This is a genomic window from Elioraea tepidiphila DSM 17972, assembly GCF_000378465.1.
In the GTDB taxonomy this organism is placed as follows: Bacteria; Pseudomonadota; Alphaproteobacteria; order Acetobacterales; family Acetobacteraceae; genus Elioraea; species Elioraea tepidiphila.
Map to the genome: position 1 here is coordinate 60671 of NZ_KB899914.1, position 23614 is coordinate 84284.

Sequence of the window (23614 nt, forward strand, 5' to 3'; positions counted from 1 at the left end):
CCCGACCTCGGCAGGTCAGGTCAGCACAGCCGGCAGGATGCGGCTCACGCCGCTTCGTCGTCGCTGCGGCCGCTGCGCCCCGGCTTGCGGGTCGGCAGGCGCATGAAGTCAGGCATGTCGGCGCCGAAGCCGAGCACCTCGTCCTCCGGCTCCGGCCGCTCGCGCTCACGCTCGCGCCGCCGGCCCCGCTGCGCTGCGCGCGGCTCGCTGCGCGGCGGCTCGGTCTTGGGCGCGGGCTGGCGCGGCGTCGCCGCCGGCGGCTTGGCCGCGCGCTTCGGCTTCTCCTCGGGCGCCGAGCGGGGCCGGCCACGCCCGCGGCCGCGGCCGCGACGCTCGCGCGGCTCGAGCACATCCATGCTGACGGGATCCAGGCCCTCGATCTGGATGCGCGGGATCGGCTTGCCGATCAGCTTCTCGATCGCGGCGAGCGCCTCGTCCTCCTCCACGGTCGCGAGGGTGAAGGCACGGCCCGACAGGCCCGCCCGGCCGGTACGGCCGATCCGGTGCACGTAGTCCTCGGCGTGGAACGGCACGTCGAAGTTGAACACGTGGGAGAGCCCGCCGATGTCGATGCCGCGCGCGGCGACGTCGGAGCAGACCAGGATCTTGATCTCGTCGGCCTTGAACCGCTCCAGCGTCTCGGTGCGTTTCGGCTGCGTCATGTCGCCATGCAGCATGCCGGCATTGAAACCGTGGCGCGACAGGCTGCGATAGAGCACCTCGACATCGCGCTTGCGGTTGCAGAACACCAGCGCGTTCTTGACGTCCTCGCTGCGCAGCAGCCGGCGCAGCGCCTCGCGCTTGTCGTGCTCGCGCACCACCGCGAGATGCTGCGCGACGGTGGAGGCGACCGTGGCCGGCGGGGCGACCGTGATCTGCTTCGGATTGTGCAGGAAGGCATCCGCCAGCCGCTTGATCTCGGGCGGCATGGTGGCGCTGAAGAACAGCGTCTGGCGCATCCGCGGCAGCAGCGACACGATCCGCTCGACATCGGGGATGAACCCCATGTCGAGCATCCGGTCAGCCTCGTCGATCACCAGCACCCGCACGTCCGTCAGCAGCAGACCGCCGCGCTCGAACAGGTCGATCAGCCGGCCCGGCGTGGCGATCAGCACATCCACGCCCTTGTTCAGCCGGGCGATCTGGTCGCCCATGCTCTCGCCGCCGATGATCAGCGCGTAGTCGAAGCGAAGATACTTCGCATACTTCACGAAGTTGTCCGCCACCTGGGCGGCGAGCTCGCGCGTCGGTTCCAGGATCAGCGCGCGCGGCATGCGCGCCCGCGCCCGGCCGGACTGCATGATGTCGAGCATCGGCAGGGTGAAGGAGGCCGTCTTGCCGGTGCCGGTCTGGGCCGAGCCCAGCACGTCGCGGCCCATCAGCACGATCGGGATCGCCTGCTCCTGGATCGGCGTCGGATGCAGGTAGCCGGCATCGGCGACCGCCCGCAGCACCGGCTCGGAGAGCCCGAGATCGGCGAAGGTGGTGCGCGGCGCGGCCGGCGGCGGGGCGGCCTCGGCGGCGGGCAAGTCCAGGGCGGTGTCCGGCGCAGCGTCGTCGCCGGAAAGGGCAATGGGGTCGGTCACGGATCGTCCGCTCAGGCGAGGCTCGGCGCGGTGCGCGCCCCTCACGCCCGGCCGCACTAGGGGAGAGGCGGCCGGGCGTCAAGGAAAACCGGGGCGTCGGGCCGGCTCGACACCGTGCACGGCTTGGCGAGCACGCCGTCGCGGGCCAGGATCGCGCGGCATGCCCGCCGAGCCCCTTCCGCTGCTGCTGCTGCCCGGCCTGCTGTGCGATGCGGCCCTCTGGACCCATCAGGCGCATCATCTCGGCCGCGATCGCACCGTCACCGTCGCCGACCTCCGCCATGACGACAGCCTGGATGCCATGGCCGCGCGGGTGCTGGCCGCCGCCCCGCCGCGTTTCGCCCTCGCGGCCCTGTCGATGGGCGGCTACGTCGCCTTCGCGATGCTGCGCGCGGCGCGCGAGCGCATCGCCCGGCTCGCCTTGCTTGACACCTCGGCGCGGGCGGATACCGACGAGCAGCGCACACGCCGGCGCGTGCTGCTCGACCTCTCGCGGCGCGGCCAGTTCAAGGGCGTCACGCCGCGGCTGCTGCCCTACTATCTGCACCCCGACTGCCTCGCCGCGCCCGAGCCCGGCGGCACGGTGATGGCGATGGCCGAGCGGCTCGGCCCCGAGGTGTTCCTGCGCCAGCAGCACGCGATCATGCACCGGCCCGACAGCCGCGATCTGCTGCGCGGCATCGCCACGCCGACGCTGGTGATCTGCGGCCGCGAGGACGCGGCGACGCCGCTTGAGCACTCGGAGGAGATCGCCGCGCTGATCCCCGGCGCCCGGCTCGCGGTGATCGAGGAGTGCGGCCATCTTTCGCCGCTGGAGCGGCCTCAGGCGGTCACGGCCCTGCTGCGCCTCTGGCTCGAGGGCGCATTGCCGTGACGCGGCTGCGCATCGCCCTGGTCTATGACATCCCGGTCGCGTGCAGCCGCGCGACCGCCACGATGAGCATACGCGGCCTCTCCGGAGCTCCCTGATGCGCCTCTTCGCCGCCTCCCTCGCGACCGAGACCAACACCTTCGCGCCGATCCCGACCGATCGGCGCGCCTTCGTCTCGGCGTTCTATGCGCGTCCCGGCGAGCACCCGCCCTGGCCGACGCTGTGTTCGGCGCCGATGATCGCCGCGCGCGAGCTCGCCGCCGCCGAGGGGCTGACGCTGATCGAAGGCACCGCGACCTGGGCCGAGCCGGCCGGGCTGGTCGGCCGCGCCGCCTACGAAAGCCTGCGTGACGAGATTCTCGACCAGCTCCGCGCCGCCCTGCCGGTGGACATCGTGTTGCTCGGCCTGCACGGCGCCATGGTCGCGGAGGGCTACGACGACTGCGAAGGCGACCTGCTCGCGCGCGTGCGCGCGATTGCGGGTCCCGGCTGCACGATCGGCGCCGAACTCGACCTGCACGCGCATCTGACCGAGACGATGGTGCGGGCCGCCGATCTGATCGTCTCGTTCAAGGAGTTCCCGCACACGGACTTCCTCGCCCGCGCGCGCGACCTCGCCCGGCTCTGCCTGGCGCGCGCCCGCGGCGCGATCCGGCCCGCACCCGCGCTGTTCGACATGCGCGCGATCGGCGGCTTCATGACCAGCCGCGAGCCGGGCCGATCCTTCGTCGACCGGTTGCTGGCGATGGAAGGGCGCGACGGCATCCTCTCGATCAGCGTCAATCACGGCTTCCAGGCGGCGGACGTGTACGATGTCGGGTCCAAGGTGCTGGTCTATGCGGACGGCGACGCCGACGCAGCCGCGCGGCTCGCCGAGCAGCTCGGGCGCGAGATTCTGTCCTGGGGCCGCGCAGGCGTGCCGCCGCACCCGAAGCCCACGGAGGCGATCGCCGAGGCCCTGGCGATCCCGGGCGGCCCGGTCGTGCTCGCGGATCGCTGGGACAATCCGGGCGGCGGTGTCGCCGGCGATTCGACGGTGCTGGCCGAGGCCCTGCTCGCACGGCCGGAGATTCCCGCCGCCCTCGGGGCGCTCTGGGACCCGGTCGCAGCCTCGTTCTGCATCGCCGCCGGCGCAGGCGCGACGCTGCCGCTCCGCTTCGGCGGCAAGGCGACACCGAGTTCCGGCCGGCCGGTGGACGCGACCGTGACCGTGCGCGCGGTGACCGAGGATCTGCGCATCCCGTTCGAGCAAAGCGTGGTGTCGCTCGGCCCGTCGGCCGCCGTGTCGATCGGTGCGCTCGATGTGGTGCTGTCCAGCACGCGCGCGCAGACCTTCAACCCGGCCGTGTTCACCGAGCTCGGGATCGATCTCGCAGCCAAGAAGATCGTCGTGGTGAAGTCATCGAACCACTTCCACGCCGCCTTCGCGCCGATCGCGGCGGGCGTGATCTATGTCGATTGCGGCGGCCCCTACCCGCCGGATACGGCGCGGATTCCCTACACCAAGGTGCGGCGGCCGATCTGGCCGCTCGACCCGCACCCCTTCGCGGCCGTGGGTTAGCCGCGCTGCTCGGCGTGCTGGCGCTTGGTCAGCACCGTGCCAAGGATGGCGCCCACCATGGCGGCGGCGAAGAACCCGGCCGGCACGCTGGCCGTGGTCGCGGCGTAGACGAGGCCCGCGCCGAACACGAGCGGCACCAGGGCGAGGGCGGCGATCATCGCCGGAATGCCGGCGAGAGCCGCCAGCACCACGCCGAGCGAGGTGACGAAGGGGGCGAGCAGGATCATGAGCCAGACCGACATGGCACCTTACTCCTGAGACCGGGCCATCGCCCTTGCGGGGTCTTCGGCACGTCCTTGTCCGTCGCCAAGGCTGGCGGACGCCGGATCATTCCCCGCATCCGGTTAACGCATCACCAAACCCGGTCTAGGGTCTGGGCGCAGTGACGGAGGACACACCATGGTGGCGACAATCGTCTCACCCCGGATCATGCGGATCGGCGGCGGCGCGGTGGCGCAGGCGGCGGAGGTGCTGGCCGCGCTCGGGCTCGCCCGCCCGATGGTGGTGACCGACCCGTTCATGGTCTCCTCCGGCCTCGTGCGCCGCCTGCTCGACCCGCTGGCCGAGGCCGGCATCGTCCCGCCCGTGTTCAGCGACACCGTGCCCGACCCGACCGACACGGTGGTCGAGGCAGGTGTGGCCGCGCTGAAGGCGGCCGGCGAGATCGACTGCCTGATCGGCTTCGGCGGCGGCTCGCCGATCGACACCGCCAAGGCGATCGCCATCCTGGCCGCGGGCGGGGGAAAGATGCGCGACTGGAAGGTGCCGCGCGCCGCCGATCTCGCCGCCCTGCCGATCCTCGCCGTGCCCACCACGGCCGGCACGGGCAGCGAGGTGACGCGCTTCACCGTCATCACGGATACGGAACGGGACGAGAAGATGCTGATCGCCGGGCTCGCCGCCCTGCCGCTCGCGGCCCTGGTGGACTACGAGCTCACCTATTCGGTGCCACCGCGGACCACCGCCGATACCGGCATCGACAGCCTGACCCACGCGCTGGAAGCCTATGTGTCGAAGCGCGCCAACCCCTATTCCGACACCATGGCGCGGCGCGCGATGGCGCTGATCGCGCGCAACGTGCGCACGGCCTACGCCGAGCCCGCCAACGCCACCGCGCGCGAGGCGATGATGCTGGGGGCGACGCTCGCGGGGCTCGCCTTCTCGAACAGCTCGGTCGCGCTGGTGCACGGCATGAGCCGGCCGATCGGCGCGCATTTCCACGTCGCGCACGGTCTCTCCAACGCCATGCTGCTGCCCGCGGTGACCGCCTTCTCGCTGCCGGCCGCGCTGCCGCGCTACGCCGAGGCCGCGCGCGCGATGGGGGTCGCGCATGAGGACGAGGGCGACCAGGCGGCCGCCGCGCGGCTGGTCGAGGAGCTGCGCGCGCTCAATCGCGATCTCGTGGTGCCGACGCCGCGCAGCTACGGCCTCGACGAGGCCGCGTGGCGCGCGCTCATTCCCACGATGGCCGACCAGGCCCTCGCTTCGGGCAGCCCGGCGAACAATCCGCGCGTGCCGAGCAAGGACGAGATCATGGCGCTCTACGAGGAGGTCTGGGCGGGCTGATCAGCGCGCGGCCGCGCCGTAGACCTCGCGCGGCAGCCAGAGCGCGATCTCGGCAAACTCGAACACCAGGAACACGACGAGCAGCTGGATCGCGACGAAGGGCAGCACGCCGAGATAGATGTCGCGCGTCTCGATCTCCTTGGGCGCCACGCCCTTGACGTAGAACAGCGAGAACCCGACCGGCGGCGTGAGGAAGCTGGTCTGCAGCATCACCGCGAACACCACGACGAACCACACGGGATCATAGCCGAGCGCCCTCACCACCGGGGCGACGAGCGGCAGGAAGATCAGGCTGATCTCCAGCCAGTCGAGGAAGAACCCGGCGACGAAGGCGATCGCCAGGATCACGATGATGATCCCGTCGGGGCCGAAGGGCAGGCTCTTCAGCATGTGCGCGATGAACTCGTCGCCGCCGAGGCTGCGCATCACCAGCGCGAAGGCCGAGGCGCCGAGGAAGATCGCCATGATGAAGGCGGTCGTGGAGGCGGTGCCGTAGCAGACATCCTTGATCGTGCGCCAATCGAGCCGCCGGTTGATCAGCGCGAGCAGCATCGCGCCGAACGCGCCGACGGCCGAGGCCTCGGTCGCGGTGGCGATGCCGAAGAAGATCGAGCCGAGCACCGCGAGGATCAGCGCCGCGGGCGCGGCCATCGCACGCAGCGCCTCCAGCACGAGGCCGAGCGTCACCTTCGGCGCGTCGGGGGGATGCGGCGCCACGCCCCGGCTGACGTTGGAGATCACCACCACGTACACGATGTAGAGCGCGCCGAGCAGCAGGCCCGGGATCATCGCGCCCATGAACAGGTCGCCCACCGACATGGCGAGCTGGTCGGCCATGATCACCAGCATGATCGAGGGCGGAATGAGGATGCCGAGCGTGCCCGAGGCGGCGACCACGCCGGTCGCGAGCTGGCGCGAGTAGCCGTAGGCCATCATCAGGGGCAGCGACAGTGTGGCCAGCAGCACCACCGATGCGCCGACGATGCCGGTCGAGGCAGCGAGCAGGATGCCGATCGCGCAGACCGAGATCGCGAGCCCGCCCTGGAGGCTGCCGAACAGCCGCGTGAAGGCCTGCATCAGCTTCTCGGCGACGCCCGACTTGTCGAGCATGATGCCCATGAAGATGAAGTTGGGCAGCGCGACCAGCACCGAGTTCTGCATCTGCGACCATATTCGGTCGACGATCACGCTGAACCGGATCCAGCGGTCCAGCATGAAGGTGTCCCAGTCGAGCGTCTCGGCGCCCCAGAGCGCGATCACGACGAACCAGAAGGACACGCCGGCGAGCACCCAGGCGATCGGGTAGCCGGTGAAGATCAGCAGGATGAAGCTCGCCATCAGCGCGATGACGATCAGCTCGTAGGTCTCGAGCATGCTCTCGGTCCTGACCCGGCGGCTCAGCCGGCCCGGTGGCGGAACAGGTAGTTGAGGATGCGCATGGTCCGCGCCAGTGCGGCGGCGAGGATCAGCACGAAGCCGACGATGATGAACGACTTGATGATCCAGCGCCCGCCGAGTCCGCCCGGCGAGGGTGAGACCTCATTGAGCGCGTACGACCGCTCCACGAACGGGATGGCGTGCATCAGCACGAACACGGCGAAGGGGGCGAGGAACAGCGCCATGCCCGCGAGTTCCACCCAGGCCTTGGTGCGCAGCGACCAGTGCTCGGCGAACACGTCAATGCGCACATGCGCCCCCACCGTCATCGCGTAGGACAGGCCGACCAGGAACCCGCCGGCGTAGATGTGCCATTGCAGCTCGGTCAGCGCCGTCCCTGGATTGGGGCCGAAGACCGCCGCCATCGCCGCCGTGATCGGGGGCGCGTAACGTTCCGCCACCGCGAGCACGGTGATCAGCACCAGCGCAAGCCAGGCGAGCGCGAACACCTTGCCGATGCCGCGCACCGCCCGCTCGATCGCATCCGCCGGCGCGAAGGGCGGCAGCCCGGCGAGGTGACCGGTGATCGCCTCGCCGGGCCGGGTCGGGACCTTGGTCATGATCCCGTCCCTCGTGTCTCAGCGCCTCACTGGGTCGCGGGCCAGTTCCGCGGCAGGTAGCCGAGATGCTTCCACGGCTGGTGCTCGGCCTGGAACCTGCGCATGCTGTCGAGCACGGTCTTGAAGTCGGCGTCGCGCGCGGCCTGCTCGTCCAGGACTTCCTTTGTCGCCTGCTGCAGCCGCTTCAGCACGTCCTCGGGCAGTTGCGCCACCGTCACACCCTGCTCGCGGAAACGGTTCAGGACCGCGCCCTGCAGCGCCTCGGCGCGTGCGATCGCGTAGGCGACGCCCGCCTGGCAGGCGGTCTCGATCATCGCTTTGGTGGTGTCCTGCAGCTTGTCCCACACCGCCTTGTTCACATAGAGGAACTGGTTGGTGGTGGGCTGGTGCCAGCCCGGCAGGTGCAGGAACTTGGCCACGCGCTGGAAGCCGAGCTGCTCGTCGACCGTCGGCAGGCTGAACTCGGTACCGTCGAGCACGCCGCGCTCCAGCGCCTGGTAGAGTTCGGGGCCCGGGATCAGCTGCACCGAGGCGCCGACCCGCTCCCAGATGCGTCCGCCCAGCCCGGCGGCGCGGAAGCGCAGCCCGCGCACCTGGTCGAGGCTGGTGATCTGGGCGCGGAACCAGCCGGCGCCCTCGGGGCTGATCGCGCCGCAGAAGATCGGCACCACGTTGTGGCGCTCATAGATCTTCATCAGCAGGTCCTTGCCGCCGTGGAACCAGTACCAGGCGGAGAACTCGATCGCCTCCATGCCGAACGGGGTCGCGCCGAACAGGGCCGAGGCCGGCACCTTGCCGATCTCGTAGCCCATCCAGGTGTAGCCCGCGTCGACCTTGCCCTCGCTGACGGCATCGAACACGCCGAGCGCCGGGATCACGGTACCGGGTTCCTGCACGCGCAGATCGATCCGCCCGCCCGACATCGCGCGCAGCCGGTCGGCGACCCAGGGCAGGGTGTCGCCGAGGGCGGTGAGGTTCGAGCCGAAGGCGATCGGCACGCCCCAGCGGACGCGCTCCTGCGCCGCGGCCTCGCTCATGGCGAGCCCGAGCGCGATGGACGCCGCCGCGGCACCCAGTGCGACGCGACGACCAAGTCTGTTCAGCAATGCCATGCGGTCCCTCCCTGGCGCGGCGCCGATCGCGCTGGCGCCTGTCGGTGATTGGGCGCGGTCCGGAGGAGTCCAATCCGCGCTGCGCCGCACAAATTGATCGGGTGACGCACCAAAAGCAAGCCTGCTCTGCGGCCGATGCGCTGCGTCCCCTTCAGGAGCGCGCGCCCGCCCTTCCGGCCGCGATCCAGGAGGCGGCCCAGGCGGCGACGGCCCCGGCCGGCAGCGGCCGGCCGACCATCCAGCCCTGGGCGAGATCGGCGCCGATCTCGCGCGCCACCACCCAGGCCTGCGGCGTCTCGATCCCCTCGGCCACGACCACCAGCCCGAGGCCATGCGCCATCCGCACCACGCTCGCGAGCGCGCCGCGCACGGTGCGGTCGGCCAAGGCCGCGACGACCAGCGAACGGTCGAGCTTCATCTCGCTGAACGGCAGCGAAACAAGGCCGGTCTGTGACGCGGAGAGGGTGAAGTCGTCGATCGAGACGCCGAAGCGATGGCCGCGCAGCTGGAGTGCCGCGTCGCGCACCGCGATCAGGTCGTGCGCGACCTGGCTCTCGGTGAGCTCGATGGTCAGCGCCTCGGGCGGCAGCCCGCCCTCCGCCACCGCCTCCGCGAGCTCATCCGCGGTCGCCGGATCGAGCAGCACGTCGAGCGGCAGGTTGAGCGCCATGGTGTAGCGGTGCCCGGCACGGTGCAGCGCCGCCATGTCGGCGACCGCGCGCCGCACCATGCGCCGTGCGAGATCGGCGGCGAGCCCGGCCGTCTCGGCGAGCGGGATGAACTGGCCCGGCCCGAGCGTGCCGTGGCTGGGGTGCTCCCACCGCGCCAGCGTCTCGAGCGCGAGCGGGGCGCCGTCGGCCAGCCGAACCTGCGGCTGGTAGCGGTTGACGATCGCCCCCCCGGCGATCGCCTGCGCGAGTTCGGTGGCGGTGAGGCTGGGCGCCTCCTCCCGCGGCGTCGCGGCCAGACCGGCGAGCACCGTCCGCAGGTCATGCAGCCGATCCAGCGTATCGAGCGCGCAGGCCGGGAGCCCGAGCCGGCGCGCCACCCTGGCGATGCGCCCGGCGCGGCGCGGCTCTCCGACCACCAGGACCGGCGCGACGAGATCCGGCTCGGCGAGCAGGCGGAGGAACCGGCCGAGCCCGCGGCCGACGGCGGCGGCCTCGACGATGACGAAGGGCGGCGGGGCGGAAGCGCGCGCGAGCCGGGTGACAGCGGCATCGGTGGTCGGCACCACCAGCACCTCGCCATCGCCCTCCTGCGCGGCGATCCCGGCCAGCAGCCCGGCGGCAGCACCGCGCGCGAGCACCAGCGGCGGCGGCGCGCCGGGCGACGACCAGGGCGCCAACGCGGCCGCCGCGGCCGCGAAGCCCTTGGTCGGATCGCCGCCGGCCATGTTCCGTGCCCCACCCGAGTCTGTTAGCGTCACGCGCGTGCCCCGCTTGCCCCGCAGGCGTGCTGGGCTTGTCGCAAGAAGCGCGACACGGATCACGGATAAAATGGCCCGCCGCCCGGAGACTGTAAAGAAATGCTTCACGAGTCGCGCCTGATCCACCGCAGCCTGCGCGAGGCCCCGCCCGTCGCGGTTGCAGGCGACGGGCTCTGGATCACCGACAGTATGGGGCGCCGGTATGCAGACGCCTGCGGTGGTGCCGCCGTCTCCTGTCTCGGCCACGCGCACCCGGCGATCGTCGCCGCCGTGCGCGACCAAGTCGGCCGGCTCGAATACGCCCATACCGGGTTCTTCTCCTCCGAACCGGCCGAACGGCTGGCCGAGATGCTGCTGACCGACGCGCCTGCCGGGCTGAGCCACGCCTACATCGTCTCGGGCGGCTCGGAGGCCATCGAGGCGGCGCTGAAGCTCGCCCGCCAATTCTTTGTCGAGATCGGCGAACCGGGCCGCGCCCGCTTCGTCGCCCGCAGGCAGAGCTATCACGGCAACACGCTCGGCGCCTTGTCGGTCGGCGGCAACATGGCCCGCCGCGCGCTCTATGACCCGATCCTGATCCCGGCTGGCCATGTCGAGCCCTGCTTCGCCTACCGGTTCAGGCGGCCGGACGAGACCGAGGAGGAGTACGGGCAGCGCGCCGCCGACAGCCTGGAGGCCGAGATCGCGCGCCACCCGCCCGGCACGGTCGCGGCGTTCCTCGCCGAGACCGTGGTCGGCGCGACCGCGGGGTCGGTGCCGCCGGTACCCGGCTATTTCCGCCGCATCCGCGAGATCTGCGACCGCCACGGCGTTCTGCTGATCCTCGACGAGGTGATGTGCGGCATGGGCCGGTGCGGCAGCCTGCACGCCTGCGAGGCGGAAGGGATCGCGCCCGACATCCTGGTGGTGGCGAAGGGGCTGGGTGCCGGGTTCCAGCCGCTCGGCGCGCTCCTGGTGCACGAGCGGATCGTGCACGCGCTCCGCGACGGCTCGGGCGCGTTCCAGCACGGCCACACCTATGCCGCGCATCCGGTGGCCTGCGCCGCCGGGCTCGCGGTGCAGCAGGTGCTGCGGTCGGAGGGGATGATCGCGCGCGTCGGCGAGCTCGGGCGCGGGCTGGAGGCCCGGCTGGTCGAGCGCTTCGGCAACCATGCCCATGTCGGCGACATCCGCGGGCGTGGCCTGTTCTGGTCGCTCGAACTGGTGGCCGACCGCGCCGCGAAGACGCCTTTCGATCCCGCCCGCAAGCTGCACGCCCGCGTGCGCGGCGAGGCCATGGCGCGCGGGCTGCTGGTCTATCCGATGGGCGGCACGATCGACGGGCGGAACGGCGACCATGTCACGCTCGCCCCCCCCTTCACCGTGACCGAGGCCGAGCTCGACCTCATCGTCGCCCGGCTCGGCGAGGCCGTGGACGCCGCCCTGGCCGCATGAACGAACCCGCGCTCGACCGCGCGGCGATGGAGGACTTCCTCCGCCGCGAATACCCGCATGCCGGGTTCAATGACGGCCGGCTCGCACTCGCCGACTATGCGCGCGGGCGCTGCCGGGTGCTGCTGCCGCTGGACGAGCGAAACATCCGCCCCGGGCCCTCGGTGTCGGGACCCGCGATCATGGGCCTCGGCGACGTCGCCGCCTGGATCGCGCTCCTGTCGGTGATCGGGCCGGTACCGCTCGCGGTGACCGCGAACCTGACCGTGTCGTTTCTCCGTCCCGCGGGCCTCGCCGACCTCGCCTGCGACTGCCGCGCCCTCCGGGTCGGACGCCGGCTCGCGGTGATGCTGGCCGAGGTGTCGCGCGCGGCGGAGGGCGCGGACGTCGCGCACATGACGATCACCTACGCGATCCCCGACGGCGCGCGCTGAGGGTCAATTCACCGGCCGCCAGACCTCCAGCGGCCAGCGCTGGAAGCTCCAGGCCATCTCGATCTCGATCTGATCGACCACGCGGTAGCGGCAGCGCAGCAGCACCTCGCGGCGCACGAGCGACGATCCGCGGTTGGCGATCACGAGGTCGAAGCGCTGCGCGTCGAGATCACCCCCCACCTCCTCGGCGAGGCCCGCGAGTTCACGCGCGATGGTCTCGCGTGGCAGCCAGAGCGGCTCGAGCAGCGGTGGCGGGTCGAGCGCGGCATAGTCGGCGAAGTATTCGCTGTGCCCGGTCTCGGGCGCCGGCAGGCCGTCCAGCACGGCCAAGGCCGCCAGCTCCGTCGTGACGAGCGGCGCCGCGGCCGCGGCCATCAGCCGCTCGGCGGCCGCGAAGCGCGCCTCGGCCTCGGCGAACCGATCGGGGTCGAGCGGGAACCACGGCGCGTTCAGCACCATGGCGAGCGGCAGGGCGAGCCCGAACGCGCGCTGCGGACCGGCGTCGCCCGCGCCCGCGCCGAGCACGGCGAGCGCCAGCGGCGGCGAGAGGAGGTGGAAGAAGTAGCTCATATGCGCGCCGGTATGCCCGCCGAGCACGACCAGCAAGGCGGCGAGGGCCGCGACGGACGCGAAGGTCCAGAACCCGGGCGGGCGCAGGCCGCGCGCGACGACGGCCGCCAGCGCCGCGAGCAGCGGCAGGCTGAACACCGCCCAGTCGCGCGACTGGCGGAGCAGATGGCCGGTGTCGTAGACCGTGGCCGCGAGATTCGCCCCCAGCACCAGCACGGGGTAGCCAGGCAGCAGGGAAGCGCACAGCACGAGCGTCGCGACGATGCCGCCGAGCGTGGCGATGCCGAAGGCCAAGCCGCGCCGCCAGGAGCGGAACAGGAACACGTAGGCCGCGACGACACCGGCGGGAAAGACGAAGTAGAGCTTGGTCACGAGGCCCAACAGCGAGAACGCGAGGCAGAGGGCGAAACGGCGCGGATCCTCCGGCCGCGGCGCCGCAACGGCATAGGCCGCCATCATCAGTGCCACCCCGATGCCGTCCGGCCGCGCCGTCGCGCCCACCCAGTAGAGCCAGCCCGCCGCCACCAACGCGGTGGCGAACCCGGCGGTCACCCGGTCCACCCCCTCGCGGCGCAACAGCCGCCAGAGCAGCCAGCCGGCAAGCGCGAACCCAAGCCCGGCGACCGCGCGGTGCACCGCAAGCCCGGCGCCGAACAGCCAGGCGAACGGCACCACAGCCAGCGGATAGACGATGCCGTAGAGATTGCCCGCCTCGGCGAGCGCGTCCGGCGCATACGGGTTGCGCCCATCGAGCAGCGCGAGCGTGGTGACGATCAGCGCGCCCTCGCGCATCTCCTGCGGCGCCGGCGAGACCAGCATGCGCAGATAGATCAGCCCGAGCCAGGCGAAGCCGGCGACAGCGAAGGCGAGCACCGCGCCCTCAAGCGCCGTCAGCGCGGGTGTGCTGCGCCCGGCGGGCGCGGACGGAACGGCCATGTTGCGGACCCCCGCGTGGCAGTTGAGCGCACGCGCGCGGCAACAGCGTGGCAGGCGATCATTGCCGGATCGTGATCGCGACCGGGCAGCGCTGCCATGGCCGCGCGCCCCCGCGCCTCCCATATCGGCGCGCGCCATGGTGTCCCTCGCCGCCCGCCCCGCCCGCGCGCCGCCGACCGTCCTGCCGGACGTCGCCGCGCTGGCGGTCGTCACGCTGGCCGCGTTCTGGGCGCGCTGGCACGGCATCGCCGCCGATCCGCTCTGGTTCGACGAACTGCTGACGTGGCGGCGGGCGACCCAGCCGCCGGCCGATCTGATCGCCGATGCGTTCTCGGGCGCGCACTATCCGCTCTACTTCCTGGTCGTCGCCGGCTGGGTCGCGGCGTTCGGCGATGCGGCGGCGATGCTTCGCGCCCCGTCTGTGCTGTTCGGCACGCTCGCCGTCCCGGTCGCGTTCCTTGTCGCGCGCGACCTCGGCGGTCGCTGGGCCGGGCATGCGGCGGCGCTGCTGACAGCGCTCGCGCCTTTCGCGGTCACCTACGCGCAGGAAGCGCGTCCCTACGCTCTGGCGATGCTGCTGGTGCAGATCGCGCTGGCCGGTCAGGTGCGGCTCGCGCTTCGGCCTGGCCGTGGCGAGCTCGGTGCCTGGGCGGCCTGGGTCGCCGGCACGGCCGGCGCGCTGATCACGCTCAAGGGCTCGGTGCTGTGGCTTCTTGCCTCGCTCGTGGGGTTTGCCGCGATGCGCGCCGGGCTGGGGCTGCGCGCGCGTGGCCGGTTCGACCGTGCCGCGTGGACGGCGGTCGGCGCCGTGGCGCTGGTGTGGCTCCCCTGGCTCGCCGGCATGGCCGGGCCGTTCGCGACGCGGGTCGCCGGCTACTGGGTGCCCGCGCCCAGCCTCGTCGAGGTCGCGCGCGGGGTCGGCTTCGCCTATCTGCTCGGCCGGCTCGACCCGGTGGCGTTCCATCCCTTCGCCGAGCCCATCGCGCCGCTCGGCCCGGTGGTCCTGATCCTCGCCGTGGCCGGCGCGCTGGTCCTCCGCGGGTCGGCAGGGGTCCTGCTGGTCGCGGCCGCGCTCCTGCCCCCCGTCCTGTTGCTCGCCGCCGGGCTGATCACGCCGGTGTTCGTGCCGCGCTATCTCTTCACGGGCGTGCCCGCCGCACTGGTGCTGGCCGGCGTGGGGGCCGGGGCGCTGTTCGACCGGGTTCGCGCGGTGCGGCCTGCCGCGCCCGCGCTTGCCGGCGCGCTCGCGCTCGCCGCCGGCCTCCAGCTCGCGCCCTACTACGCCGCCGAGCGCAAGCCGCGCTGGGATCTCGCGGCGCAGGCACTGGAGCACCTGGTCGGCCCCGAGGATCGGCTGCTCTTCGGCGACGGGTTGAGCCGGCTCACCGTCGAACTGATGCTCGCGCATCAGGGGCGGACGCTCGATCCGGCCCAGGTGCTGCCGGCGCCGGAGGCGGTTGCCGAGGCGATGCCGGGGCGGCTGCTGGTCGTGATCGGCCGCTCCGGCCAGCACGACCCGCCCGACCTCGCGAACCTCCTCCCCATCCTGGGCGACCCCGCCTTCGCGCTGCCCTTCGGCCGGCAGGTGTGGATTGCCGCCTTCGAGCCATCCGTGGATCGGCCCGGTTAGCGCGGCTCCCGATGAGCCGCGTCCAGCCGATCGGGAGACGGGCCCTCGTCGAGCGTCAGCCCGCTGCCGCGGCCGGCGCCTCGGTGCCTCGCCGCAGCCGGTTCTCGCCGAGGAACAGCAGGATCGGCGCGGCGATGAAGATCGACGAGGACGTGCCGACGACGATGCCGAACAGCATGGTCCAGGCAAAACCCTCGATCGCACCCGTCGTCAGCAGCGCGAGCGGCAGCATGGCGAGGAAGGCGGTGGCGGAGGTGCCGATGGTGCGCGACAGCGTCTCGTTGATCGAGAGGTCGATGAGCTCGCGAAGCGGCATGGTCTTGTACTTGCGCAGGTTCTCGCGCATGCGGTCGTAGACGACGACCTTGTCGTTCACGCTGTAGCCGATGATGGTCAGCAGCGCGGCCACGGTGGCGAGGTCGAACTCGATGCGCGTGACCGCGAGGAACCCGACCGCCTTGGTCACGTCGAGGATGAGCGTGATGACGGCGCCGACGCCGAACTGCCACTCGAATCGGAACCAGATGTAGATCAGGATCGCGAGCAGCGACATGCCGAGCGCGGTCATGCCGGCGGCGAACAACTCGGCGGAGACGCGACCGCCCACCGCCTCGGTGCGCACGATCCGCGCGCCGGGCGTCGCCTGCTCCAGCGCGGCGCGCACCGCGGCGACGCTGCGCTGCTGTGCCGCCTCGTCCGCCTGGGCCTCCATGCGCACCAGCACCTCGGTGGGCGAGCCGAACTGCTGCAAGGCCACCTCGCCGACACCGGCCTGCTGGAGTGCCGCGCGCATCTCGGCGAAGTTGGCCGGCTCGGGCGTGCGCACCTCGACCAGCACGCCGCCCTTGAAATCGATCCCGTAGTTCATCCCCGGATAGAAGAACAGCACGACCGAGGCGACCGACAGGATCGCCGAGACCACGAGGCCGAGAATGCGGCCCCGCATGAACGGGATCGTGGTGTTGTCGGGAACCAGGCGAAACGGCATCGGGCGCCTCCTCAGACCGGCAGGGCCGCGGGACGGCGCGCGCGGATCCACTGCACCATCAGCAGGCGCACGAACACGATCGCCGAGAACATCGAGCAGACGATGCCGACCGAGATCGTCACCGCGAAGCCGCGCACCGGCCCCGAGCCGAAGGCATAGAGCATCGCCATCGCCAGCAGCGTCGTCAGGTTGCTGTCCACGATCGTGGCGAAGGCGCGCTTGAAACCGGCCTCCATCGCGTTCATCGGCGTTCGCCCGCGTTTCGCCTCCTCGCGGATGCGCTCGTTGATGAGGATGTTGGCGTCCACCGCCATGCCGAGCGTGAGCAGGATGCCGGCGATTCCCGGTAGCGTCAGCGTCGCCTCCATCAGCGACAGCACCGCCAGCAGCAGGATCATGTTCACGATCAGCGCGAGATTGGCGAACCAGCCGAACAGCCCATAGAATATGGCCATCCAGGCGACGACCAGGACGAAGCCGATCGCGAGCGCGATCGCGCCGGCGCGGATCGAATCCGCGCCGAGATCCGGCCCGACGGTGCGCTCCTCGATCACCGTCAGCGGTGCCGGCAAGGCGCCCGCGCGCAAGAGCACGGCGAGGTCGTTGGCGGTGGTGACGGTGAAGTTGCCGCTGATCTGGCCCCGTCCGGCGGTGATCGGCTCGCGGATCACCGGTGCCGTGATCACCCGGTTGTCGAGCACGATCGCGAAGGGCCGGCCGACATTGTTGCGTGTCACCTCGGCGAAGCGGCGCGTGCCGATCGAGTCGAAGGTGAAGTTCACCACCCATTCGCCGGTTCGGCTGTCCTGGCCCGCGCGGGCATCGGTGAGGTTCGCCCCGTCAACCTCGACGCGCCGCCGGACGGCGTAGCGCGTCGGCTCGCCGCCCGGTCCCCGGTCGCCCTGGAGGAACATCACCCCAGGCGGTGGGGTGCGGGCGGAGAGATCGGCCGTGTCGTCGAGCAGGTGGAAGGTCATGCGTGCGGTGGTGCCGATCAGCTGCTTGATCCGCTCCGGGTCCTGGATGCCCGGCAGCTGCACCAGGAGGCGGTTCGCCCCCTGCCGCGCGATCACGGGATCGACGACACCGGTCTCGTCGATCCGACGCCGGACGATCTCGATCGACTGTTCGACCGCCTGGGTCGCCTTCTCGCGCAACAGCGTTTCGGAAAGGGTGATGGTCACCGTGCCGTCGGCGGTCGAGGTGACCTCGAGATCGGGCTGCGCGGCCGCGAGGCCCACGCTGATCGGGTTGGCGAGCTCGCGCAGCAGCCGGACCGCCTCCTGGGCGCGGGTGGGGTCGGTGAGGCGCAGCGTGACACTGCGCTCCGCGGTGGTGAGGCCGGTATAGCCGATATTGGCCCCGCGCAGGCGCGTGCGCGCGCCGTCGGCCAGGTTGCCGAGCCGCTCGCGGATCACCGCATCCATGTCCACCTCGAGCAGCAGGTAGGAGCCGCCCTTGAGGTCGAGGCCGAGGTGGAACTGGCGCCAGGGCACGTACTCCCCGGCCGCGCCGAGACGCTCCTTCGGCACGAAGGAGGGGATGGCGAGGATGGCCGCCAGCACGATGCCGCCAAGGATGGCGGCGATCTTCCAGCGGGCGAAATACATCATGGCGCTCGGCGCGCTCCTGCGTGTGTCCGGCGGTCGGGGGTTCCTGATCGGCGGCGGAGAATGCCCCCGGGGACGGCGGGGTGCAATCTCCGCGGGCGCGGGCTCGCTGGGCGGTGATGTGAACCGGCCGGCCGGCCGGCGCTACCAGCCCCCTCCGCCGCCGCCCCCCCTGCCCCCGCCGCTCGAGCCGCCGCCGCGCGAGCCCCCGCCTGACCCGCTCGACTTCGGCGCCGAGGCGCTGCCATAGCTGCTGCTCAGCGTCCCGCCGAGCGCGGAGATCCGCGTGCCGCTGAAGCGCGAGCCGCTGTACCAGCGCGGGCGGTACTCGGCCTCGCCCCGTGTCGCCGAGGCCCGCGCCAGCACGTCGCCGAACTGGCGCGTCCAGTCCGTCTCCACCCCCAGCGCGACCGCATAGGGCAGCAGCGCCTCGAAATGCTCGGGCGTGCGGTCGGGCGGGTTGTGGAAGCGCAGCCGATCCGCCTCGGCCACCGTCAGGTAGCGCCGCGTGCCCTCGATCTCGTCCAGCGCGGTCCGCCCGATCGCGGTCGGTGCCCTGAGCAGGTGGCGGAACAGCGTGTTGACCGCGCCGAGCGCCAGCACCGCCACTGAGACCTGCCATCCCAGCTCCTCGCTCGCCGTGAAGATCGCGGTGGCAAGCAAGATGCTGATCGGCACGAGAATGACGGCGCAGACGATCCAGCTGATCTGATGGATGGTCTCGCCGCCGGCGCGCCACAGGCGCAAGTGGTGCCAGAACTGGCGGACCACGACCGTGAACATGAACGCCACGCCGCCGACCCATGCCACCAGCGGGAACGCGAAGAGAAGGTCGGGCTGGGTCAACGACACCACGATCCAGCCGAGCACGGTCAGCATCAATCCGATCGCGAACCAGCCCGCGTTGCGTCGGAAGAACACGCGGTTGAAGGTCTTGTCGAAGTGCTCGTGCAACGCGGTCTTCGCCCGCGACAGGATCGCCTGGTTCTTGTCGTCGAGCTCGACCACCGAACGGCTGCCGAAGATGCCGTTCAGCAGGACGGCTTCGCCGGACGATGGCGCCGGCGCGCCCTCCGGCGCCAGCACGCGGTGCAGGATGAGCTTGTTCTTCGTATTTTCCTGGAATCGCAAATGGCCCTTCACCGCGAGGTTGAGCAGCGCGGCCGCGACGCAGTCGTTGTCGAAGCCCATGCGGCGGATGTAGCGCATCGCCGCGGGCGGCAGTTCCGGCTGGTAGATCGGCACGATCACCCCCGCCTTCGGGTCGCGGCCGACCAGGAACCAGACGATGCCGTAGTAGCCGAGCAGCACCAGCAGCAGCACCCCCGCGACATGGAGCGGGTTCTGCCCCATCAACCAGGCCAGCCACTGGAACCGGTCGGATGGCGTGACGATGCCCTTCGGAAACCCGACCGCGACCGTGAGGTTCTCGCCGGCCGCGAGCGGGCGCGTGGTGACGAACAGGATGCTGCGATCCGTCTGGCCAACGACGCGGAAGTCCCTGCCCTGGTCGCCGGCGGGGCCGGTGTATGCCTCGTGCTGGAGAATGCGCGCCCCGGGCGGAAGGACGACCTCGGCCTGGACCCGAAGGGTGGCGAACTGCCAGCCCGTGCCGTTCACGTTCCAGTAGATCTCGTCGTAACCCTCATGGAAATCGACCTGCTCCGCCATGCGGTAGCGCAGCCGGTAGCGGTACATCCCGGGCTGGAGCAGCACGTCCTGCTGGCCGAGATAGATCCGCACGACATCGCCCCGGCTCTCGACCCGGTGCGTCTCGGGCTCGCCGTTGCGCAGCGCCTCCAGCACCTGGAAGTCCGGGGAGATCAGCCCGAACGGATCAACCGAACCGAGCAGCAGGTCGCGGAAGATGCCACGCTTGATCGAGTGCCCGAGCGCCAGCACCTCGATCTCCTCGGTCACCTCCACCGCGCCGTCGGGCTGCACCTCGATGCGCGCAGTGAACTCTCGGATGTGCTCGACGCGCTGCGCCACGGCCGGGCCCGCGAGGGCGAGCAGCAGCAGCACGGCCGCGACGGCAAGCCGCGCAAAGCCGCGAACGGGCCACCGCATCCGCCGGCGCCTAGCTGCGCTGCGCACCAAAATCGACGCGGACCGGACGGGAAGCCGCTGCCGCCTCGTCCTCGTCGAGCTCGAAGAACTGTGCCTGGAGGAAGCCGAACTGCCGCGCGACCAGGTTGGACGGGAACTGCTCGATCTTCACGTTCAGATCACGCACCGAGCCGTTGTAGAACCGGCGCGACATCTTGATGCGGTTCTCGGTGTCGGCCAGCTCGGCCTGGAGCTTCGCGAAATTCGCATCGGCCTTGAGCTGCGGGTAGTTCTCGGCCAGCGCGAACAGCGACTTCAGCGTCGCTTGCAGCATGTTCTCCGACCGCGCCTGGCTGGCCGGATCGCCCGTGTTGGCCATCGCCTCGCCGCGCGCCTTGACCACGCTCTCCAGCGTGCCGCGCTCATGCCCGGCATAGCCCTTCACCGTCTCTACGAGGTTGGGAATCAGGTCGTAGCGGCGCTTCATCTGCACCTGGATGTCCGACCACGCCTCGCGCACGCGGGTTCGCAACGAGACCAGCCGGTTGAAGGTGACGATGACATAGCCGACGACGACGGCTGCGATCGCGAGCAGGATCCAGATCACGTCCATAACGCCCCCGGCAGGTTCTGTCAGCGAAGCCTAAGACCAGAAGGCAAGCTGGGGAAAGGGCCGGCAGGCCCTTTCCCCAGACCCCTATCCCATGACGTCAGGCGAGCGCGGTCACCGCCATCTCGACCGCGAGCCGCGCGCCGCGACGCTCCGGATCGCCCCCCGGATCATATGCCGCGAGGCCGAGGCAGCGCATCGGCACGGCCCGTGCGGCCGCGGCGATCGAGGCCAACAGCGCCGCACGCGACGGCCAGTGCGGCGCCGGCGTCAGCGGACCGGGCACCTCCTCGGTGCCGGCCACATCGAGGTCGATGTGCATGTACCAGCCCGGCGCAGCCGAGGCGCGCGGCACCAGCAGCGCCGCCGTGCGCTCGCCCGCATCCGCGCCCATCGCCGCGGCATCCAGCCGCGCGATCGGGTGCGCGGCCAGCGCCAATTCCTCCTCCGGATCGAGATCGGACGCCCCGATCAGCGCCGCCGCCTCCGCCGAGACGGGGTGAGCGAGCCCGGCCGCCTCGCGCCAGTCATCGAACTCCCAGCCGAGACAGACGGCATAGGGCATGCCGCCGAGCAGCCCGGTCGAGGTCGTGCGCAGCGTGTGCATGTCGCCATGCGCGTCATACCAGACGATGCCGCTCGCCCCGCAGGCGCGCGCGACCCCGCCCGCAGGCCCGACCGCCTGGGTGCAGTTCCCCTCCAGGACGAGCGGCATCGCGCCGTCGCCGATCGCCGCGGCGACGGCGTCCGACACCATCGCCGCGATCGTGCCGAGATTGGTCACCGGATCGCGCGTACGCCGCTCGCGCGGAAAGACGATCTCGATCGGCTCGGCCACGTCGTGCCCCTGCGCACGCAGCGCTCCTACCAGCCCCGCTTCGAGCATCGCCGCCGGGCCGCGCGCTTGGCCCCAGCGCGCGACGTCGCCGGCATAGGGGACGATGATGGGACGGATGTTCATGTCACCTCCGAAGGAGCGGGTGGGGCGATGCAGGGAGAGGGAACCTTGGGGAGGCGCTCGGACTGGCGAAGTCTTCCGCGCGGTCGTATGGTCTCCGGCACCTAGAGGAAACTTACCGGATCGACGTCAAGGTCGATCCGCGCCTGCCGCGGCACCTCCGTCGCCGCCAGCCACGCGCGCATCAGCGCCTGCACGTCCACATCGCGCGCGGCCTTCAGCAGCAGCCGCCGCCGATGCATCCCCCGCAGGATCGACAGCGGCGCGGGCGCCGGTCCGAGCACGACGAATCGTTCGCCCACGGGCGCCGCCCGTCGCAGCGCCGCCGCCGCCGCGTCCGCAACCGCGGCTTCGGTCGCCGAGACGATCACCGCGACCAGCCGGCCGAACGGCGGCCACCCACCGGCGCGCCGCGCCGCCATCTCCTCGGCGACGAACCGGTCGATGTCGCCCGACACCAGCGCCTGCATCACCGGATGCGCGGGCTGCCAAGTCTGCAGCAGCACCCGCCCCGCCTGCGCCGCGCGTCCCGCACGCCCGCCCACCTGGTGCAGCACCTGCAAGGTGCGCTCGGCCGCGCGCAGATCGCCGCCGGCAAGCCCGAGATCCGCGTCCACCACCCCGACCAGCGTCAGATGCGGGAAGTGCCAGCCCTTGGCGACGAGTTGCGTGCCGACGATCAGGTCGATCTCGCGGTTCTCGATCATCGCCGCCATCGCCGCCGCCGAATGCGCGCCGTGCACGGTGTCGCTGCTCATCTCCAGCACGCGCGCGGTGGGGAACAGCGTGCGCACCTCCTCGGCCACGCGTTCCACACCCGGACCGATCGCGGTGAGCGAGCCCTCGGCGCCGCATTCGGGGCAGGTCTCGGGCGCGGGCTCGCTGTGGCCGCAATGGTGGCATTGCAGCGTGCGGGTGTAGCGGTGCTCGACCAGCCAGGCGGTGCAGTTGCGGCACTCGAAGCGATGGCCGCAGGCACGGCAGAGCGTCAGCGGCGCGAAGCCGCGGCGATTGAGGAACAGCAACGCCTGCTCGCTGCGCGCGAGCGTCGCCTCGATCGCGGCGACCAGCGGCGGGGCAAGGAAACGGCCGCGCGGCGGCGGCTCGCGGCGAAGGTCGATCGCGGTGACTTCGGGCAGGCCGGCCTCGCCATGGCGCTCGGGCAGGTGGAGTCGCGCGTAGCGGCCACGCTCGACATTCGCGAGCGTCTCCAGCGAGGGCGTCGCACTGACCAGCACGCAGGGCACGTCCTCGATGCGCGCGCGTACCACCGCCATGTCGCGGGCGTGATACGTCACGCCGTCCTCCTGCTTGAACGCGGTCTCGTGCTCCTCGTCCACGACCACAAGGCCGAGGGACGCGAAGTTCAGCCACAGCGCGGACCGCGCGCCGACGATGATCGGCGCGCGGCCCTCCGCCACCGCGCGCCAGGTCGCGCGCCGGCGCGCGCCGGCGACCTCCGAATGCCACACCGCCGGCGGTGCGCCGAAGCGCGCGGTGAAACGGTCGATCACCTGCGCCGAGAGGGCGATCTCCGGCAGCAGCACCAGCGCCTGCCGGCCGCGCGCGATCGCCTCGGCGACCGCTTCCAGATACGCCTCGGTCTTGCCCGAGCCGGTGACACCATCGAGCAGCGTCACACCGAACCGTGCCGCTGCCACGGCGGCGCGCAGCGTCGCGGCCGCCTCCTGCTGCGCGGGCGTCAGCGCCGGGGCAAGCGCATCCGCGCGCTGCGGCGCATCGTGCAGCCCGGCCATCTGCGCCGGCGCGAGCAGCCCGGCATCCGCCATGCCGCGCAGCACGCCGGGCGTGACACCGGCCGCGCGCGCGAGGTCGGAGCCGGTCCAGACCAGCCCGGGCGCGGCGCGCAGCACCTCCAGCACGCGCGCGCGCTCGGGCGTGACGCGCACACCCTCCGGCACCGCGTCCACGAGCCGCCAGCCGACGCGCGGCCGCGGCGCCTCGGTGGCGGCCGGAATCGGCAGCGCCATGCGCAGCACGTCGCCCGGCGCGCTCAGCGTGTAGTCCGCCACCCAGTCGATGAAGCGGAGCAGCGCCGGGCGCAACGGCGGCGTCGGCACGGCCGACGCGATCGGGCGCAGCTTCGCGGCCGGCACCGTGCCATCCGGCTCGCCATGCCACACCACGCCGTAGAGCACGCGCGGGCCGAGCGGCACGGTCACCACCGCGCCGGGCGCGACCTCCATCGCGTCCGGCACCGCGTAGTCGTAGGCACCTTCGAGCGGCAACGGCAGCAGCACGGGCACGCGCGGGCG

At 71.8% G+C, this 23614-nt stretch carries 19 protein-coding genes; 6 read left to right on the plus strand and 13 right to left on the minus strand.

Annotation, left to right across the window (positions count from 1 at the left end; translation table 11 throughout):
* Nucleotides 1-44: 44 nt before the first annotated feature.
* Entirely contained in the window at nucleotides 45-1586 is a 1542-nt protein-coding gene (locus F563_RS0105315; protein ID WP_019013613.1) for a DEAD/DEAH box helicase, read from the minus strand.
* A 160-nt stretch (nucleotides 1587-1746) separates the two neighbouring features.
* Here F563_RS0105315 and F563_RS0105320 point away from each other — a divergent pair, with 160 nt between their 5' ends.
* Entirely contained in the window at nucleotides 1747-2460 is a 714-nt protein-coding gene (locus tag F563_RS0105320; protein WP_019013614.1) for an alpha/beta fold hydrolase, read from the plus strand.
* Between the two features lie 94 nt (nucleotides 2461-2554).
* A complete protein-coding gene (locus F563_RS0105325; protein WP_019013615.1) occupies nucleotides 2555-4018 on the plus strand; it encodes a M81 family metallopeptidase in 1464 nt (487 codons plus the stop codon).
* On the opposite strand, the gene F563_RS0105330 is transcribed toward F563_RS0105325, so the two are convergent.
* Nucleotides 4015-4260: a hypothetical protein gene (locus tag F563_RS0105330; protein ID WP_019013616.1), complete on the minus strand. Its 246-nt coding sequence runs from the start codon at nucleotides 4258-4260 to the stop codon at nucleotides 4015-4017. The two genes, F563_RS0105325 and F563_RS0105330, sit on opposite strands and share 4 nt — an antisense overlap.
* Nucleotides 4261-4417: 157 nt before the next feature.
* Between F563_RS0105330 and F563_RS0105335 the strand changes: the two genes are divergently transcribed.
* The gene (locus F563_RS0105335; RefSeq protein WP_019013617.1) at nucleotides 4418-5584 is read left to right on the plus strand and encodes an iron-containing alcohol dehydrogenase; all 1167 of its coding nucleotides are present in this window, start codon (nucleotides 4418-4420) and stop codon (nucleotides 5582-5584) included.
* Here F563_RS0105335 and F563_RS0105340 read toward each other — a convergent pair whose 3' ends face one another.
* The 4 genes from F563_RS0105340 to F563_RS23790 form a co-directional block, all read right to left on the minus strand.
* Nucleotides 5585-6958, minus strand: a complete 1374-nt coding sequence (locus F563_RS0105340; protein WP_019013618.1) for a TRAP transporter large permease — start codon at nucleotides 6956-6958, stop codon at nucleotides 5585-5587.
* Nucleotides 6959-6981: 23 nt separating this feature from the next.
* Nucleotides 6982-7581, minus strand: coding sequence for a TRAP transporter small permease subunit (locus tag F563_RS21650; RefSeq protein WP_019013619.1), 600 nt, complete (start codon nucleotides 7579-7581; stop codon nucleotides 6982-6984).
* Nucleotides 7582-7607: 26 nt separating this feature from the next.
* On the minus strand, nucleotides 7608-8693 hold the full coding sequence (locus F563_RS0105350) for a TRAP transporter substrate-binding protein (RefSeq protein WP_019013620.1): 1086 nt from the start codon (nucleotides 8691-8693) through the stop codon (nucleotides 7608-7610).
* A 151-nt stretch (nucleotides 8694-8844) separates the two neighbouring features.
* Nucleotides 8845-10089 (minus strand): EAL domain-containing protein, encoded by a 1245-nt coding sequence (locus F563_RS23790; protein ID WP_019013621.1) that lies wholly within the window; start codon nucleotides 10087-10089, stop codon nucleotides 8845-8847.
* Between the two features lie 132 nt (nucleotides 10090-10221).
* On the opposite strand from F563_RS23790, the gene F563_RS0105360 reads away from it, so the two are divergent.
* Entirely contained in the window at nucleotides 10222-11556 is a 1335-nt protein-coding gene (locus F563_RS0105360; protein ID WP_019013622.1) for an aspartate aminotransferase family protein, read from the plus strand.
* The gene (locus tag F563_RS0105365; RefSeq protein WP_019013623.1) at nucleotides 11553-11987 is read left to right on the plus strand and encodes a PaaI family thioesterase; all 435 of its coding nucleotides are present in this window, start codon (nucleotides 11553-11555) and stop codon (nucleotides 11985-11987) included. The genes F563_RS0105360 and F563_RS0105365 overlap by 4 nt, the downstream gene beginning before the upstream one ends.
* A 3-nt stretch (nucleotides 11988-11990) precedes the next feature.
* Here F563_RS0105365 and F563_RS0105370 read toward each other — a convergent pair whose 3' ends face one another.
* Nucleotides 11991-13493, minus strand: coding sequence for a glycosyltransferase family protein (locus F563_RS0105370; protein ID WP_019013624.1), 1503 nt, complete (start codon nucleotides 13491-13493; stop codon nucleotides 11991-11993).
* Between the two features lie 136 nt (nucleotides 13494-13629).
* Between F563_RS0105370 and F563_RS0105375 the strand changes: the two genes are divergently transcribed.
* A complete protein-coding gene (locus F563_RS0105375) occupies nucleotides 13630-15123 on the plus strand; it encodes a glycosyltransferase family 39 protein (protein WP_019013625.1) in 1494 nt (497 codons plus the stop codon).
* A 55-nt stretch (nucleotides 15124-15178) separates the two neighbouring features.
* On the opposite strand, the gene secF is transcribed toward F563_RS0105375, so the two are convergent.
* From secF to F563_RS0105405, 6 genes are all read right to left on the minus strand, one after another.
* Complete coding sequence (secF, locus tag F563_RS0105380; RefSeq protein WP_019013626.1) at nucleotides 15179-16111, minus strand: protein translocase subunit SecF; 933 nt, start codon at nucleotides 16109-16111, stop codon at nucleotides 15179-15181.
* 11 nt (nucleotides 16112-16122) lie between these two features.
* Nucleotides 16123-17724: a protein translocase subunit SecD gene (secD, locus tag F563_RS0105385; protein WP_019013627.1), complete on the minus strand. Its 1602-nt coding sequence runs from the start codon at nucleotides 17722-17724 to the stop codon at nucleotides 16123-16125.
* A gap of 141 nt (nucleotides 17725-17865) precedes the next feature.
* Entirely contained in the window at nucleotides 17866-19791 is a 1926-nt protein-coding gene (locus tag F563_RS0105390) for a DUF2207 domain-containing protein (protein WP_019013628.1), read from the minus strand.
* A 10-nt stretch (nucleotides 19792-19801) separates the two neighbouring features.
* Nucleotides 19802-20383 (minus strand): LemA family protein, encoded by a 582-nt coding sequence (locus tag F563_RS0105395; protein WP_019013629.1) that lies wholly within the window; start codon nucleotides 20381-20383, stop codon nucleotides 19802-19804.
* Between the two features lie 97 nt (nucleotides 20384-20480).
* Nucleotides 20481-21341 (minus strand): arginase family protein, encoded by an 861-nt coding sequence (locus F563_RS23795; protein WP_019013630.1) that lies wholly within the window; start codon nucleotides 21339-21341, stop codon nucleotides 20481-20483.
* Between the two features lie 101 nt (nucleotides 21342-21442).
* The gene (locus tag F563_RS0105405; RefSeq protein WP_019013631.1) at nucleotides 21443-23605 is read right to left on the minus strand and encodes a primosomal protein N'; all 2163 of its coding nucleotides are present in this window, start codon (nucleotides 23603-23605) and stop codon (nucleotides 21443-21445) included.
* Between the last annotated feature and the right edge of the window lie 9 nt (nucleotides 23606-23614).

Bases quoted from the DNA above. Each gene is read 5' to 3' on its own strand.
- F563_RS23790 (WP_019013621.1), bottom strand. From the start codon at position 10,089: ATGGCCGGCGGCGATCCGACCAAGGGCTTCGCGGCCGCGGCGGCCGCG.
- F563_RS0105370 (WP_019013624.1), bottom strand. From the start codon at position 13,493: ATGGCCGTTCCGTCCGCGCCCGCCGGGCGCAGCACACCCGCGCTGACG.
- F563_RS0105350 (WP_019013620.1), bottom strand. From the start codon at position 8,693: ATGGCATTGCTGAACAGACTTGGTCGTCGCGTCGCACTGGGTGCCGCG.
- F563_RS0105360 (WP_019013622.1), top strand. From the start codon at position 10,222: ATGCTTCACGAGTCGCGCCTGATCCACCGCAGCCTGCGCGAGGCCCCG.
- secF (WP_019013626.1), bottom strand. From the start codon at position 16,111: ATGCCGTTTCGCCTGGTTCCCGACAACACCACGATCCCGTTCATGCGG.
- F563_RS0105330 (WP_019013616.1), bottom strand. From the start codon at position 4,260: ATGTCGGTCTGGCTCATGATCCTGCTCGCCCCCTTCGTCACCTCGCTC.
- secD (WP_019013627.1), bottom strand. From the start codon at position 17,724: ATGATGTATTTCGCCCGCTGGAAGATCGCCGCCATCCTTGGCGGCATC.
- F563_RS21650 (WP_019013619.1), bottom strand. From the start codon at position 7,581: ATGACCAAGGTCCCGACCCGGCCCGGCGAGGCGATCACCGGTCACCTC.
- F563_RS0105335 (WP_019013617.1), top strand. From the start codon at position 4,418: ATGGTGGCGACAATCGTCTCACCCCGGATCATGCGGATCGGCGGCGGC.
- F563_RS0105375 (WP_019013625.1), top strand. From the start codon at position 13,630: ATGGTGTCCCTCGCCGCCCGCCCCGCCCGCGCGCCGCCGACCGTCCTG.
- F563_RS0105390 (WP_019013628.1), bottom strand. From the start codon at position 19,791: ATGCGGTGGCCCGTTCGCGGCTTTGCGCGGCTTGCCGTCGCGGCCGTG.
- F563_RS0105340 (WP_019013618.1), bottom strand. From the start codon at position 6,958: ATGCTCGAGACCTACGAGCTGATCGTCATCGCGCTGATGGCGAGCTTC.
- F563_RS0105325 (WP_019013615.1), top strand. From the start codon at position 2,555: ATGCGCCTCTTCGCCGCCTCCCTCGCGACCGAGACCAACACCTTCGCG.
- F563_RS0105395 (WP_019013629.1), bottom strand. From the start codon at position 20,383: ATGGACGTGATCTGGATCCTGCTCGCGATCGCAGCCGTCGTCGTCGGC.
- F563_RS0105320 (WP_019013614.1), top strand. From the start codon at position 1,747: ATGCCCGCCGAGCCCCTTCCGCTGCTGCTGCTGCCCGGCCTGCTGTGC.
- F563_RS0105365 (WP_019013623.1), top strand. From the start codon at position 11,553: ATGAACGAACCCGCGCTCGACCGCGCGGCGATGGAGGACTTCCTCCGC.
- F563_RS23795 (WP_019013630.1), bottom strand. From the start codon at position 21,341: ATGAACATCCGTCCCATCATCGTCCCCTATGCCGGCGACGTCGCGCGC.